The sequence below is a fragment of the Mucilaginibacter sp. A5337 genome (assembly GCF_059690695.1).
Window position 1 is genome coordinate 423,215 of the sequence record NZ_JCAWEC010000003.1, and the last position, 14,647, is coordinate 437,861.

The window sequence follows — 14,647 nt, forward strand, 5'->3', positions numbered from 1 at the left end:
AGTAGATTTTGAATTTTTATTTGGCTTTCTGCTTTAAGCCTTCGGCTTTCAGCTCTCCTCGAAAACCTTTATCCTTTCGCCTTTTACCTTTCACCTCCTTATCAGGCGCTTATCTTCATGATCCTTCGCCTGATCCGCGAAAGCGAAACGGGGGTAATGCCTAAGTAATTGGCAATATAATGTTGAGGAATGCGATAAAGGGCTTCGCCGCCTGTTTGTAAAAGATCGCTGTAACGCTCTTCGGGCGATTGAGTGATGAAAGCGGTAATGCGTTCTTCGTAGCAGATAAGGTAATGCTCGGCTGTTAACCTGCCAAAGCGTTCCATTTTAAAGCCAAGCAATTCATTCATGCAGGCTTGTTGTAACCCTTTATGGCTCAGATTCACTATCACCGAATCTTCCAACGCCTGGATATAGTTTGCGGCCGGGGTACGGGTCAAAAAGCTTTTGTATGAACTCAGCATTTCATCCTCGAAGCTAAAATAGCCTGTTATTTCCTCGCCGTCCTTAACATGGTAGTAGCGTACAGCTCCTTTTACTACCAGGCCGATATGATCGCACACTTTGCCGGCCTCTACGTAAAGCCTTTTCTTTTTTAAGGTATCTACAGTTAAGTATTGCGACAAAGCCTGCCACTCTTCTTCAGTAAGCGGAACATATCGTTCAAAATATTCCCGAAACTTTTGGAGGGCGCTTAGTGGATCCATATCCTGTCGAGCAAGAACAATACAGCAAATACCACACTGGCAATACCGTTGGTTGTCATGAAAGCGAAATTAACGCGGCTCAGGTCGTTTGGTTTTACAAGCAGGTGCTGGTAAATCAGCATGGCGCAGAAGAACGCGATACCGATATAATACAGGAAGCCTACGTGGGTTTCAATAGCCGGCATCATAATAAATATTGCCGAAAGCACATGTAAAAAGGTAGACAACCTTAAAGCATTTACCTTACCCAGATACGCCGGGATTGAATGCAGGTTTTGACTGCGGTCGAAATCTTCGTCTTGCAGGGCATAGATAATATCAAAACCACTTACCCAGCATAACACGGATAGAGAAAAGAATATAGGCGTAATTGCAAACTGCCCGGTAACCACCAGGTAAGCACCGATAGGGGCAAGAGATAAACCCAATCCCAGCACCAGGTGGCAAAGTGCCGTGAAACGTTTGGTTGCGCTATAACCCATCACCACAAATAATGCTACCGGCGACAGGAAAAAGCAAAGCCTGTTGATGAACCATGTTGCCGTAATAAACAGCAGGCAGTTGATAATAACAAAAGTTAAAGCAGCCCGCGGACTGATCCTCCCTGCCGGAATATCACGCTGTTTGGTGCGTGGATTTTGAATGTCGATATCCCTGTCCAGGTAGCGGTTAAATGCCATAGCTGAGTTACGGGCGAAAACCATACATAATACCATCAAAACCAGCTTCAGCCAGTCGAAATGATACTGGGTTGTAGTTACCGCCAAAAAGAAGCCGATAAATGCAAACGGCATGGCGAAAATGGTATGGGCGAAGGTTACTAAGGATAAGTATTTTTTCATGGTTTTATTGTACTCAGGCCGGAGGGTTAAACAACGGCACTTCAAAATTCTGATTTACTACATCAATAAATTCAAGGATCTCTTCACGGCCCAGCTGTGTTTCTGATGATGTGATGAAAAACTGTGGTGCTTCATCAAATGTAGCTAACAGGGCTTTTTTGAATTTGGCAATACTTTGATCGGTTTTAACGCTCGATTGTTTATCGGCCTTGGTAAAAACCAGCACAAATGACAGCCCTTTTTCGCCAAGCCAGTTACAAAACTCAAGATCGATTTTTTGCGGCTCAAGGCGACTGTCTATCAGTACCATTACGCATTGCAGGCTCTCGCGCTTATCCAGGTAAGTATGGATAAATTTGTCCCATTTGGCTTTTTCGGTTTTGGATGCGCGGGCATAGCCATAACCGGGTAAATCCACAATGTACCAGCTTTCGTTGATCAGAAAATGATTGATCAACTGTGTTTTACCGGGAGTTTGCGATGTTTTGGCAAGTCCTTTTTTACCGGTTAAGGTATTGATAAGGGATGATTTGCCCACATTTGAGCGCCCGATGAAAGCATACTCTGCCTTTACGGGGGGCGGTAACTTGCTTACCTGGCTGTTGCTGCAAATAAATTCGGCCGATTTTACGATCATTTTGCAAAGGTAGTATTTTTACTTCATGCGTTCATTGTGATGGCGTTTCTGTATAAAATTACCGCACTTATTTAGAAGCTTGTTTTACAATAGGAAAACAAAAAGTAATGCAATAATAATTAAATTTGATGTTTAAACATATAATATAATGAACGATTATAAAATACCCGTCCAAACCCGCATTGGTCACGTACATTTAAAGGTAAGCGACCTGCAGAAATCCCTTGATTTTTATTGCGGTTTACTGGGCTTTGAAAGAATGGTAATGTATGGCGATCAGGCTGCATTTATTTCGGCCGGTGGTTACCATCATCATATAGGTTTAAACACCTGGCATAGCAAAGGCGCTTCGCCGGCTCCTGAATATGCCCCAGGATTATATCATACTGCAATTTTATATCCTGAAAGGAAAGACCTTGCTATCATACTAAAAAGATTAATTGACGCCCGCTATCAAATCTCCGGCGCATCCGATCATGGGGTATCTGAAGCTATTTATTTGAACGACCCTGACCAAAACGGCGTTGAACTTTATTGGGATAGGCCGAAAGAGCAATGGCCTGTTGATCATGAAGGCAATTTGACCATGTTTACCCGGCGGTTAGATATAGAAAATTTACTGCAACTCGCTAATTAACAGGTTTTAGCAAACAAAAAAACTCATTGCGGGTTATATATTCAACGGGGGATCAAAAGATTTTTTCTTTCCCGGTCATTGGGAGGTGGAACGGCGAAGCAATCCCCTGCCGGCGATATTGCATGGTTGCCTGCTGTTAAGGATTGCTTCGTACCTCGCAATGAGTTTTTTATAAATATAAAACTGTTAAACGCAGGTACGAAGCAAAATGTTGTAATACTTTACAATTCCTTTATTTTAATACTCCTGAAATAAGCCTTGTGCCCATGATCCTGCAAAGCAATTAAGCCTGTTTTAGCGGTGCCATAGTCTGGATAATCTTTCCATTTGCCTTCGGCCTTTTTCTTTTTCCAATCATCGGTCCAGGCTTCAAAAGCAATTATCTTTTTGCCGTTGAGCCAATGTTCAACATGGCCGTTATTGAAAACGATTTTGCTGGTGTTCCAGGTGCCAACGGGAGCTACTTTTTTTGAAGCGTTTGGCAGGTGCATAGCATAATCACAACCGGTTTTTTGCCAATCCTCCAGTTTATCGGGCCAACCCGCGTCGTCAATGATCTGATATTCGGGCCCCGTTTCATAGCTCGCGTGGTATTTGGGATCTTCAACTACATGGTACATCACGCCACTGTTACTGCCTTTATCTATCTTCCACTCCCAGGAAAGCTCAAAATTGGTATAGGTTTTATCAGTTACAATGTCACCACCGGTGTCACCCTGTGCTGCACCGAGGCAAACAAGCGAACCATCAATAATTGTCCAGTTTTTTACCGGTCCTTTTTTGTTGAAGCCATGCCAGCCTTTTAATGTTTTGCCATCAAAAAGGTTTACCCAGCCACCTTTTGCAGGGGTAGCCTGTTTAGCAGGTTTAGGGTGATGAACCGGGATCCCCGACGTTTGCACACAAACTAAACCGGCTGCGGCCAGTATCAAACCAAGTTTTTTAAATTGTTGTTTCATAATAAGGTATTTGCTATGTTATTTTTTAATAAGCTGCATTTTTTCAGGGTCCCAGAACATCGGGCTGTTGTTGTAATAACTGTCATTACATAGCAGGGCAGGCGCAGCCGCGCGATAGCCGAATATCGCATCCTCAGTTACCTTGCCTTTGCTACGGATGGCTGTAAAGAAATTGTTCATGTGGTCATATGGGCCGCCGAGGTATCCTTTCTCTGCATCGTAAACAATTTCTTCAGGAGGCAGCATTTTTTTACGTTCAGCGTAGCCGCTTCCTGCTTTTTTAAGCTTATCCAAATAAAACGGATCATCGGATGCTAAAACCTTGTTGCGTTTTAAGGTTACCTTGTCCCAGGTTATATCCATCGAGCCTTCGCTGCCTACCAGTTTAAGATAGGTAGTACCGCTGGTGCCATCTACAAAGTTGCAACGTAACGAAAGGTTAAAGGCCGGATGTGCCTGTGTTTTGCCATAATCAAAAGTACCTAAAAGTACATCGGGTACTTCGCGGCCGTCGTTCCAGAAGCGTAAACCGCCTGATGCGTAAATTTTATTAGGCCCTACGGAATCAGTTATAAAATGCAGGCTTGAAAACAAGTGAACAAACAGGTCGCCCGCCATGCCGGTACCATAATCTGTATAGTTTCTCCAGCGGAAAAAACGCTTTTCATCAAACGGACGTTTTTTAGTGTTGCTGATATAGGTTTCCCAATCAACAGTTTGTGGCGATGCATCTTCAGGAATAGGATATTGCCAAACCTCGAGCGGTGCCCGCCGTGCCCAGAAACCCTCGGCATAATTTAATTCCCCAATGGCTCCGCTTTTCAACAGTTCGTGTGCTTTTTCGTTACCTAATGATGATACCCCCTGGCTGCCCACCTGGAAAATCATCCCGGTTTCCTTTTGAGCTTTAATCACAGCGGGGCCCTCGGTAATGGCGTGTACCATTGGTTTTTCGCAATACACGTGTTTACCGGCGTGCATGGCGTCAACAGAAATTTGCTGGTGCCAGTGATCAGGCGTGGCAATGATCACGGCATCAACATCTTTACGGTTCAGGATCTCTTTGTAAACCCGGGTAGTAAAAATGTCGGCCCCCCAGCGGGTTTTGGCATCTTTCAGTCGGCCATCGTACAAATCGCAAACGGCTACCAGTTTTACACCAGGCACCTGCAGGGCGGTAATAGTGTCCTGGGTGCCCATACCACCGGCACCGATGAGGGCGATGTTTACCTGGTCGTTAGGACTGTTGCCGATGAGGCGTTTCTGAATAGAAAAAGTTTTGGCCTGGCTTTGGTTGGTCAGGAGGCCCGATCCGGCAGCTACGGCCGCGGTTGCTGTGGTTAGTTTTTTAATGAAACTACGGCGCGAGGATTCTTGTTCGTCTTTCATAAGGATAAGGAAACAAATTTTAAATGTGATTTGCCGGGATGTACCGGCTGTAATTGGTTTTTAAAAATAGTGAATTGACTTAACATTTACATAATTAGGGTAACTTAATATCGGTGCAACAACTCATTGAAATATACAATCACTATCTTTGCCCGCGATGAGCAAAACCATAACACCGTACCATGACGAGCAGGCTACCAAAAAAGAGCAGGTGGCAGATATGTTCAATAACATCTCAAAAACATATGATTTCCTGAACCACTTCATGTCGCTTGGTATTGATATCATCTGGCGTAAAAAAGCCATCAACGAATTAAAGAACGACAAACCAAAGCTGATCCTGGACGTTGCTACCGGTACCGGCGATTTCGCCTTTGAAGCATTATCTATCCTGAAACCTGAAAAAATTATCGGTGTTGATATTTCAAGAGGGATGCTTGATATCGCGGAGCAAAAAATAGCCAAGCGTGGTTTAGGCGATAAATTTGGCGTAAAACTGGGCGACTCGGAGAAACTGCCTTTTGAAGGGGCAGAGTTTGATGCAGTTACGGTTGCTTACGGCGTTCGTAACTTTGAAAACCTGGAAAAAGGCCTTGCAGATATTAACCGCGTGCTTAAGCCGGGTGGCAAAGTGGTGGTGCTTGAGTTTTCAAAGCCTAAAGCATTTCCGATAAAACAGCTGTACAATTTTTATTTCAGCTATATTACGCCGGGCATTGGTAAGCTGTTTAGCAAGGATGCGAGGGCTTACAGTTATTTGCCCGAGTCGGTTGCTGCTTTTCCCGACGGGCAAACTTTTGTGGCTTTAATGGATAAAGTGGGATTTAAAAATACCAAATGCCGGCCTTTAACGTTTGGTATCTGTTCAATATACACCGGTATTAAATGATTATAAACCGTTACCTGCTTGTAGTTGTACTTATTTTTAGCAGCAATTTATTGTTTGCTCAACGCGTGCCTGCATGGGGTGGCGGTGCCGATCAGCAGGACCTGAGTTTTGGTTTTAGCTTTACTTATGTAAGCACCGATTTTAAGATTATCAATCAACCTAATTTCCGTGACCCCTTTTTGGACGAGAATGGTGTGCAGGTTAAAGGTCCGCTTAACAGCATCAGTTCAAAAAGCACATCGGGTTTCGGTGTGGGTTTTTTAACCCGCTACAGGATAACTGAACATTTGGAGGTGCGTACCACGCCATCGCTGATATTCGCCGACAGGGCTCTGCATTACTCTTATGTTGATCCATCGGAAGACGTGGACAAAAAGGTACAAACCACATCCGTAGACATTCCGCTGCAATTAAAATTAAAATCAGACAGGCTGGGCGATTTCAGGGCTTACGTTGTAGGTGGTTTGAAATATACCCAGGCCATAGGCTCCAAAAAAAACTCGGATGCTAATCTTGATCTTTCCGAAAAACTGGTGAAAAACGTAGGAGGTTTTGCTTCGTATGAGGCAGGTGTGGGCTGTGATATCTATTTCGAGTTCTTTAAGCTCTCGCCCGAGATCAAAATTTCCAACTCATTAGGTAACGTGCTGATGCGCGAAAATAATCCTTATTCGGCGGCGCTTAGCAGGTTGGGATTGCATACCATTATGTTTAGTTTGATTTTTGAGTAGGGGCTTAACTATTCGTTGCTGATTGTTTTCTCGCAAAGGCGCTAAGACGCAAAGTTTTTTTACTTTCTTTCGCTCATTTATAATGAGTGCTTAAAATGGGTTTGCGTTTTTAACGCAAATGGTGATAAAGCCACATTGCTATTGTATGGCGCATAATTGACTCGCCCAATCAGCGTAGCGATGTCGGGGTGAGTAAAACCCATCTTCAAAAACATCCTTACCCACAATCGACAAAATTTCAAACTAAAAAACATAATTTCGCTGTTTATAGTTATCAAACCTATGAGTAAAATAGCCTTAATTACAGGAGCTACCGCCGGCATCGGCGAGGCATGTGCGCACGTTTTTGCCCGTGAGGGATATGACCTGGTATTAACCGGCCGGCGGTTGGAGCGGCTTGAGAAACTTGCCAAACACCTGAATGATAAATATAATGTAGAGGTCGCGATTTCATCATTTGATGTTCGTAACCGGGAGGATACCATCAGTAACCTTGAGGCGTTGCCGGCCAAATGGAAAAAAGTAACAGTGCTGGTAAACAACGCGGGCTTAAGCCAGGGACTTGATCCAATTCAAAAAGGCAATATCGACGACTGGGAAACGATGATTGATACTAATGTTAAAGGCCTGTTGTATGTAAGCCGCGTTGTATCAAACTGGATGATTGAAAATGGCAAAGGCCATATTATAAACTTAGGTTCAATTGCGGGTAAAGAAGTTTATGCCAACGGAAACGTATATTGCGCTACCAAGCACGCTGTTGATGCTTTAAATAAAGGGATGAGAATTGACCTGCTGCCTCATGGCATCAAAGTGACTGCCATACACCCTGGTGCTGTTGAAACTGAGTTTTCGGAAGTGCGCTTTAAAGGTGACAAGGAAAGGGCCAAAAAGGTGTATGAAGGCTTTGAACCATTAGCAGCCGAAGATGTGGCCGAAACCATTTGGTTTATTGCTTCGCGCCCGGCGCATGTTAATATCAACGATATATTGATCATGCCAACGGCACAGGCAAATGCGGGAACTATATTCAGGGGATAATTTTTAGATATGCAGATGTGCAAATTTCAGATGTACAGATTTTAATTTGATAACTTGTCAATTTGAAGATTTGAAAATGCGGACTTTAATAATCTGCACATTTGCACATCTGAAATTTGCACATTTAAAACACTAATTAAGGATATGTCATTAATTACACAAATAGACCAGGACATTAAACTGGCCATGCTTGCCAAGCAGGCAGATCGTTTACAGGGATTGCGTGCCATCAAATCGGCATTACTGTTGGCCAAAACCGAAAAAGGTGCGGCTGATGAATTGACCGAAGATGCAGAGATCAAAGTATTGCAAAAGCTGGTAAAACAGCGCAAGGAGTCGGCTGATATTTATAAAGAACAAAACCGCGAGGATCTTTACCAGATTGAAATAGGCGAAATGCTGGTTATTGAAGAATACCTTCCGCAGCAAATGAGCAAGTTTGAAATTGAAGGTTACCTGGAAGAACTCATTGGCAGGATAGGTGCTACATCGGTAAAAGATATGGGCCGCGTAATGGGGATGGCCAGTAAAGAACTTGCCGGCAAGGCCGATGGTAAAACAATATCAGAGGTAGTTAAACAGCTGTTGGGATAGGCTTTTGGCATTTAATTATCACTGAGCTTTTTAAACAGTAATGTTGAATTAATGTTAAGCTATTTAATAAAAGCTTAACATTACTACATTGATAAATAATTACTATACTTGCTAAATGTCGTTCGTAATAAACTAATTTTACAGCGGAATAACAGGAATTTATACTGAAAGCGGTTTCGGTATAAGCTAATTTTGACAAATTAATTTTTAATATTTTATATGGAGTTCGTGCTTAAAGAGGAACACGGTTTTAGTTACATCGATGAGGGCGAAGGAGAGGTGCTGTTACTGCTGCATGGTTTAATGGGGGCGTTGAGCAATTGGGATGGTGTTATTAATGAGTTTAAATCAAAGTACAGGGTTATTATCCCCATGCTGCCTGTTTATGACATGCCGCTGATCAGTACCGGGGTAAAAAGTTTGTCGAAATTTGTACATAAGTTTATAAAATTTAAGAAGCTAAGTAACATTACTTTGCTGGGTAACTCGCTTGGCGGGCATGTGGCATTGGTATATTTAACCACACATCCCGAAAATATAAAGGCGCTGGTTTTAACGGGCAGTTCGGGCTTGTATGAAAATGCATTTGGTGGGTCATTCCCACGCAGGGAAAGCATAGATTTTGTACGTGAAAAAGTGCAGTTCACTTTTTATGATCCGGCTATAGCAACCGATGACCTGGTGCAGGATGTTTTCCAGACCATTAATGACAGGCACAAGGTTATCCGTTTACTGGCAATGGCAAAATCGGCCATCAGGCACAATATGAAAAAAGATCTGCATAAGATCACTATTCCGGTATCTTTGATCTGGGGCCGTAACGATAAGATTACGCCGCCCGAGGTAGCTGTGGAATTTCATGAGCTGCTTCCCGATTCTGAATTGCACTGGATTGATAAATGTGGCCACGCACCAATGATGGAGCACCCTGAAGAATTTAATGTTTTACTTAAACAGTTTTTAACTAAATTAGAGACCAAAGTAAATGCATAAATGATAGCACTTGACCTGATAGCTGATTCGATACCACCGGTACACACCTCTGATACCATTCAGAAAGTGCTTGACCGTATGGTTGAGTTTCGCCTCAGGCATTTGCCTATTGTAAACGAAGAGCAGTTTTTAGGGCTGCTTGCTGAGGATGACCTGATTGGTGAAAGTGATTATCAAACGCCTATAGGTGCGCTGGCACTTTCATTAGTTAACCCATATGTGCTGGAAGATCAGCATATTTATGATGTGATCCGCTTGTTTTATGAGCAGCAGCTCACCGTTGTGCCGGTGCTTGATGCTAAAAAAAATTATCTTGGGCTGATATCTATTAACGCCATTACAGAATATTTTGCCCAAATAACTTCGGTATCACAACCGGGAGGCATTATTGTACTGGAGATCAGCAATAAGAATAATTCGCTGGCACATATGGCGCAGATAGTAGAATCAGATAATGCACAGATTCTGAGTTCTTATGTTCAATCTTTCCCGGATTCAACCCGGATGGAGGTTACGCTTAAAATCAACAAACAGGATATTTCGGCTATAACTGCCAGTTTCCTCCGGTACGAATATGATATCAAAGCCACCTTCAATCATACCGATATAAATGATACCGCCCGCGACAGGTATGATTCGCTCATGAATTACCTTAATTTGTAGTCTTAACCCCGAAGTTTTGAGTCATGAGTCTTAAGTCGGGTATTTATCGCTTTTCCACAATTTAAACTACCGACTACCGACTCAGAACTAAAGACTTCCGACTTAAAACTTCAGACCAAATTATAGGCTTGCGCAAACCTAACGGCATCGTAATGGTTTTTTAACCGTAGTTTATTCTTAATGTTTTTACGATGTGTTTCAGCCGTGGCCGGGGCGATGAAAAGTTTAGTACCTATCTCGGCCGAGCTCATGCCCATCGCAATATATTTTAACACTTCTTTCTCGCGCCTGGTAAGGGTTAAAAACAACAGGTTGTTTTGCCGCAAGAACGAAATATCGTCCATAAGCCGGTTAACTTTAGTGGTGATATGATGAACGGGGTCAAGCATACTGGCTAAAGTTAAAATGTGCGTAGCATCACCGGCTTCGTTACGGGCAAAAACCTTAGTTGTACTAACAAAAAGCTGCCACTCAAGATGCTTTGAAGAACGCGCCTGCTGAAAGTAGGATACTTGGTCCTGGGTACGGCTTTTTATAAGGTGCAGAATTTTGGGCACATACTCATCGCTATCTTCGCTGTTAAAATATTTTGCGTGATAGGTTTCCGGGCCCATGGCCTGTAGTTCATCAAGTGTGGTGCCCAGTATGTTGAGGCCTACACTGTTCATGTATATTATCTGCAGCGTTTCAACCTCATGAATTATTAATGCAGAAGGCAGCTCGTTGGCAATTAACTGAATGTTGGATAGTTTTTGAGTAAAAGTTTGATCCATCAATAAAATAACCGTTGTTTAATATATGTAAGGTAGGCCAAAATAGTTAAACTTAATTATTTTACTTTGAAGTTATTTATCTGTTAAGGCAATTAAATAGGCCCTGCCGGGAAATATTGGCAAACAATAGTGCGTGGTTTATCATTATAGAGATGTATATTGTATAATGGACAAAACGGGAGCGAATTGTGTTATATAGTTTATGCCGGTATTAATTATTTATGCTGTGCTGCATTAATGTACTTTCAAAGTTCGATATTCGCCTTTTTAAAAAATGAAGATAGCAGTTTACGGCAGGCCATTTAATGAGCCATCTGTTTTACCTTTTATACAACAGGTTTTTGATAGCCTTGCGCAGCATGGTGTTGATATTTATGTACACCAGCAACTCCACGAATATTTACAGGATAAGCTAACAACAGTGCAATATAAGGTATTGCGCCCGGCCGAAACTTTAAAGGGTTTTATTGATATTTTTATTACGCTTGGCGGCGACGGAACCCTGCTTGATATGGTTACGGTGATCCGCGATTCGGGCATCCCTGTTATAGGTATCAACTTTGGCCGACTGGGCTTTTTGGCCAGTGTTAACAAAAGTGATATTACCGCAGCTATTCACGCGGTGGTGAACAGGCAGTTTACCTGCGATTGCCGCGAATTGCTTACTGTGGACTCAAACCCTAATGTTTTTGGCAATAATAATTTCGCCCTTAATGATATAACTATCCATAAGCGCGATGATGCAGCCATGATCATAACCCATGTTTTTTTAAACGATGAGTTTTTAAATTCATATTGGGGCGATGGTATTATCATCTCAACTTCTACAGGTTCAACAGCTTATTCGTTAAGTTGCGGAGGCCCTATTATTTTTCCGCAATCAAATAGCATAGTGGTAACGCCGGTGTCGCCCCATAACCTTAATGTGAGGCCTATAGTGATCCCCGATACTAGCAAACTTTGTTTTGAGGTTGAAAGCCGCAGCGCTAATTATATCATCTCGTGCGATTCGAGAACAGAGGTTTTAGATCAAACAGTTAAGTTTCATGTGCAAAAAGCCGATTTTCAATTAAATTTAATCCGCCTTAGTAATGAAAGTTATTTAACTACGTTAAGAAATAAATTACTTTGGGGCCTTGATGCCCGTAATTACTAAATTTGATTAATGCCTAAATATCTACTTTTTACGATATTCTTGTTTTTAACTTATCAGCTGCAGGCTCAAACCTGGGAAATAGGCGGATCGATAGGAGGTGCTGGTTATATAGGCGACCTAAATCCAAATAACCCGGTAAAAGTAAGTGGTGTTTCGGCAGGCATATTCGGCAAAAGAAATTTCGACGGTTATTTTTCGGCTAAGCTAAATGTTGGGGTTGGTAATATCGCAGCTTATGACAGCCGTTCGGGATATCCGCAATTTCGCGACCGTAACCTTAATTTTAAAGATCAGTTACGCGAGGTAAGTTTAACCGGCGAGTTTAATTTCATGAATTATATTCCCGACGCCGGGCGGAATAAATATACACCTTACATATTTACAGGTATTGGCATTTCTTCCTATGCGCCGCGGGCACAGGATTTCCATGGAAATGAAGTTAGCCTGAGGACTCTGAGAACTGAAGGGCAACTTAAGCCGTATGGGAATAACACGGTTGTAATTCCTTACGGTTTAGGTATTAAATATAATTTATCGGGTAAGTTTACAGTTATGGCTGATATGGGCTATCGCTACACTTTTACAGATTACCTTGACGATGTAAGCGGTGTATATCCCGATAAAAGTAAAATGTCCCAGATCTCTGCCTTACTTTCTGACCGGTCTGGCGAAAAGACAGGTGTTTTTACCGGAACTGCCGGTTCACAACGAGGCGATTTTAAGTCGCATGACACCTATTTCTTCCTCAATTTTACCATCTCGTTTACTTTCGTAACGGCAAACTGCTACTTCTAATTAATGATTGCCACAAGCACTGGAAAAAAAGTGCGCGGAATTACTACGTCTTTTTAGACAATATATCAATATTTAATTCGTTATAAATTACAAATTCAATATTTAATTCTGTTTGTTTATTGTTTCTGCTAATTTAATATTGAAATTAATTATTAACCTTAAATCTTTAAAGTCATGGCCGAATTAAATTCATCTTCCCAAAATGGTGGCGGAAAGTACAAACGTAAAAAAATAAATGCCCGCGTTGATCTTACTGCAATGGTCGATCTGGCATTCCTGCTTATTACCTTTTTTATTATGACAACCACATTGGCTAAACCCAAGGCGATGGATCTGACCATGCCTGATAAAACCAATGTTGATACTGGGCTGCCAGTTCCGGCCAGTCGTACACTAACTGTTGTTTTAGGAAAAGATAATAAAGCTATGTATTTCCTGGGCGAGTTAAAGAAACCTATGATAGCGCCCTCTGTTACCGACTTCAGTGCCAATGGTATCCGCAAGGCTATAATGGAAACCAATAAAAAGGTACATGATAAAACAGGCAAAAGCATGATCGTACTGGTAAAGCCCAGTGATAAATCACAATACAGCAATTTGGTGAGTACGCTTGATGAGCTAGCCATTACCGGTATTCAGCAATATGCCATTGTTGATATTAGGCCCGAGGATGTTAATGCGCTTAATCAAAAAGGGATATAAAAATGTAACGCCATTGTAAGCAAATTTATAGGCGGTTTTTCAGGGCCGGCAGTTTTCATTATCAGGCAGATAATGGCTGCCGGATTTTTATTTTAAACTAAATATTATGAAAAACCATGGTTTTGATAGCTGTTTAGGCAGTTTTAATATATTATTCGCAATAACATTTTCTTTTAGTGCAGGATACTAAAAAAATACAAAGTAAGTTTTACCTTTGTACCCTGAAAAATCCGTCAATTTGCGTGGTGAAAATGGCAGATGCGGGTAATTAATAATTGATTAGTCTAACAACCGAATATAGCATACCATAGTATTGATGAAAAATTTTACACAAGTGTGTTTGTACAGGGTGGCTTTTGATAAGTAGTAATATGGATTATTTGGATCAGATTGATTTGTCGAGACTACCGCAGCACGTGGCTATCATCATGGATGGTAATGGGCGTTGGGCAAAAGGCAAAGGTAAATTACGGATATTTGGCCATCACAATGGTGTAACATCTGTTAGGGACGTTGTTGAAGGTGCCGATAAATTAGGTATTAAATATATCACCCTATATACATTCTCGTCCGAAAACTGGAACCGCCCCAAGCTGGAGGTTATGGCTATCATGGAGCTGATGGTAACTACCATTCACAAAGAAGTTCCGGGCTTTATGAAAAATAACATCAAGCTAAATGCCATCGGTGATCTGGACATGCTTCCCGAAAAATGTCTTCGTGAACTTAACAACGCTATCGGAACAACGGCTGGTAATACCGGGGTGGTGCTTACGCTGGCTTTGAGCTATAGTTCGCGCAGGGAAATTGTGAGCGCTGCAAAAAATATCGCCATAAAAGTAAAAAACGGCGAATTGGATGTAAATGATATTAATGAAGAGGTTTTTGAGCAAAATCTTTTTACCGGCGATATGCCAAACCCCGAACTGCTGATCCGAACCAGTGGTGAATACCGTATAAGTAATTATTTATTATGGCAAATTGCTTACGCTGAGTTGTATTTTACAGCCAAATTATGGCCCGATTTCAGGAAGGAAGACCTGTATGAAGCAGTGATTGATTTCCAGAAACGTGAACGCCGTTTTGGCTTAACAAGCGAGCAGGTGAACTAAATTTTTACTTTTAACAAATTTTAACAA

Annotated in this window: 17 protein-coding genes; 11 read left to right on the forward strand and 6 right to left on the reverse strand. The window is 41.9% G+C overall.

Annotated elements, in window-relative coordinates; genetic code table 11:
- Positions 1 to 101 precede the first annotated feature (101 nt).
- From AC59JO_RS11710 to yihA, 3 genes are read right to left on the reverse strand one after another with little or no spacing between them, the layout of a single operon-like run.
- Positions 102 to 707, reverse strand: coding sequence for a Crp/Fnr family transcriptional regulator (locus AC59JO_RS11710; protein WP_497305470.1), 606 nt, complete (start codon positions 705 to 707; stop codon positions 102 to 104).
- Positions 695 to 1,549, reverse strand: a complete 855-nt coding sequence (locus AC59JO_RS11715; RefSeq protein ID WP_497305472.1) for a UbiA-like polyprenyltransferase — start codon at positions 1,547 to 1,549, stop codon at positions 695 to 697. The genes AC59JO_RS11710 and AC59JO_RS11715 overlap by 13 nt, the downstream gene beginning before the upstream one ends.
- Positions 1,550 to 1,562: 13 nt before the next feature.
- Complete coding sequence (yihA, locus tag AC59JO_RS11720) at positions 1,563 to 2,186, reverse strand: ribosome biogenesis GTP-binding protein YihA/YsxC (protein ID WP_497305474.1); 624 nt, start codon at positions 2,184 to 2,186, stop codon at positions 1,563 to 1,565.
- Between the two features lie 148 nt (positions 2,187 to 2,334).
- Here yihA and AC59JO_RS11725 point away from each other — a divergent pair, with 148 nt between their 5' ends.
- Positions 2,335 to 2,823 carry a VOC family protein gene (locus AC59JO_RS11725; protein WP_413666378.1) on the forward strand — a complete coding sequence of 163 codons (489 nt, stop codon included), beginning with the start codon at positions 2,335 to 2,337 and terminating at the stop codon, positions 2,821 to 2,823.
- 221 nt (positions 2,824 to 3,044) lie between these two features.
- On the opposite strand, the gene AC59JO_RS11730 is transcribed toward AC59JO_RS11725, so the two are convergent.
- Both AC59JO_RS11730 and AC59JO_RS11735 read right to left on the reverse strand, forming a co-directional pair.
- Positions 3,045 to 3,782: a 3-keto-disaccharide hydrolase gene (locus tag AC59JO_RS11730; protein ID WP_413666379.1), complete on the reverse strand. Its 738-nt coding sequence runs from the start codon at positions 3,780 to 3,782 to the stop codon at positions 3,045 to 3,047.
- An 18-nt stretch (positions 3,783 to 3,800) separates the two neighbouring features.
- On the reverse strand, positions 3,801 to 5,171 hold the full coding sequence (locus AC59JO_RS11735) for a Gfo/Idh/MocA family protein (protein WP_413666380.1): 1,371 nt from the start codon (positions 5,169 to 5,171) through the stop codon (positions 3,801 to 3,803).
- Between the two features lie 157 nt (positions 5,172 to 5,328).
- On the opposite strand from AC59JO_RS11735, the gene ubiE reads away from it, so the two are divergent.
- The 6 genes from ubiE to AC59JO_RS11765 all read left to right on the forward strand — a co-directional run bounded on the left by ubiE (position 5,329) and on the right by AC59JO_RS11765 (position 10,082).
- A complete protein-coding gene (gene ubiE / locus AC59JO_RS11740; RefSeq protein ID WP_208864852.1) occupies positions 5,329 to 6,060 on the forward strand; it encodes a bifunctional demethylmenaquinone methyltransferase/2-methoxy-6-polyprenyl-1,4-benzoquinol methylase UbiE in 732 nt (243 codons plus the stop codon).
- Positions 6,057 to 6,791, forward strand: coding sequence for a type IX secretion/gliding motility protein PorT/SprT (gene porT, locus AC59JO_RS11745; RefSeq protein ID WP_497305478.1), 735 nt, complete (start codon positions 6,057 to 6,059; stop codon positions 6,789 to 6,791). Before ubiE ends, porT begins: the two co-directional genes overlap by 4 nt.
- 282 nt (positions 6,792 to 7,073) lie before the next feature.
- Complete coding sequence (locus tag AC59JO_RS11750) at positions 7,074 to 7,832, forward strand: SDR family oxidoreductase (RefSeq protein ID WP_497305480.1); 759 nt, start codon at positions 7,074 to 7,076, stop codon at positions 7,830 to 7,832.
- Positions 7,833 to 7,976: 144 nt separating this feature from the next.
- The gene (locus AC59JO_RS11755; RefSeq protein ID WP_497305482.1) at positions 7,977 to 8,426 is read left to right on the forward strand and encodes a GatB/YqeY domain-containing protein; all 450 of its coding nucleotides are present in this window, start codon (positions 7,977 to 7,979) and stop codon (positions 8,424 to 8,426) included.
- 219 nt (positions 8,427 to 8,645) lie between these two features.
- Positions 8,646 to 9,419 (forward strand): alpha/beta fold hydrolase, encoded by a 774-nt coding sequence (locus AC59JO_RS11760; protein ID WP_413666384.1) that lies wholly within the window; start codon positions 8,646 to 8,648, stop codon positions 9,417 to 9,419.
- Entirely contained in the window at positions 9,420 to 10,082 is a 663-nt protein-coding gene (locus AC59JO_RS11765) for a CBS domain-containing protein (protein ID WP_497305484.1), read from the forward strand.
- Between the two features lie 110 nt (positions 10,083 to 10,192).
- On the opposite strand, the gene AC59JO_RS11770 is transcribed toward AC59JO_RS11765, so the two are convergent.
- Entirely contained in the window at positions 10,193 to 10,855 is a 663-nt protein-coding gene (locus AC59JO_RS11770; RefSeq protein WP_497305486.1) for a response regulator transcription factor, read from the reverse strand.
- A gap of 274 nt (positions 10,856 to 11,129) precedes the next feature.
- On the opposite strand from AC59JO_RS11770, the gene AC59JO_RS11775 reads away from it, so the two are divergent.
- From AC59JO_RS11775 to uppS, 4 genes are all read left to right on the forward strand, one after another.
- Positions 11,130 to 12,011, forward strand: a complete 882-nt coding sequence (locus tag AC59JO_RS11775; protein ID WP_413666387.1) for an NAD kinase — start codon at positions 11,130 to 11,132, stop codon at positions 12,009 to 12,011.
- A 9-nt stretch (positions 12,012 to 12,020) separates the two neighbouring features.
- Entirely contained in the window at positions 12,021 to 12,806 is a 786-nt protein-coding gene (porG, locus tag AC59JO_RS11780) for a type IX secretion system protein PorG (RefSeq protein ID WP_413666388.1), read from the forward strand.
- Positions 12,807 to 12,980: 174 nt separating this feature from the next.
- The gene (locus tag AC59JO_RS11785) at positions 12,981 to 13,508 is read left to right on the forward strand and encodes an ExbD/TolR family protein (RefSeq protein WP_413666389.1); all 528 of its coding nucleotides are present in this window, start codon (positions 12,981 to 12,983) and stop codon (positions 13,506 to 13,508) included.
- 371 nt (positions 13,509 to 13,879) lie between these two features.
- Positions 13,880 to 14,620 carry an undecaprenyl pyrophosphate synthase gene (gene uppS, locus AC59JO_RS11790; protein WP_413666390.1) on the forward strand — a complete coding sequence of 247 codons (741 nt, stop codon included), beginning with the start codon at positions 13,880 to 13,882 and terminating at the stop codon, positions 14,618 to 14,620.
- Positions 14,621 to 14,647: the final 27 nt, after the last annotated feature.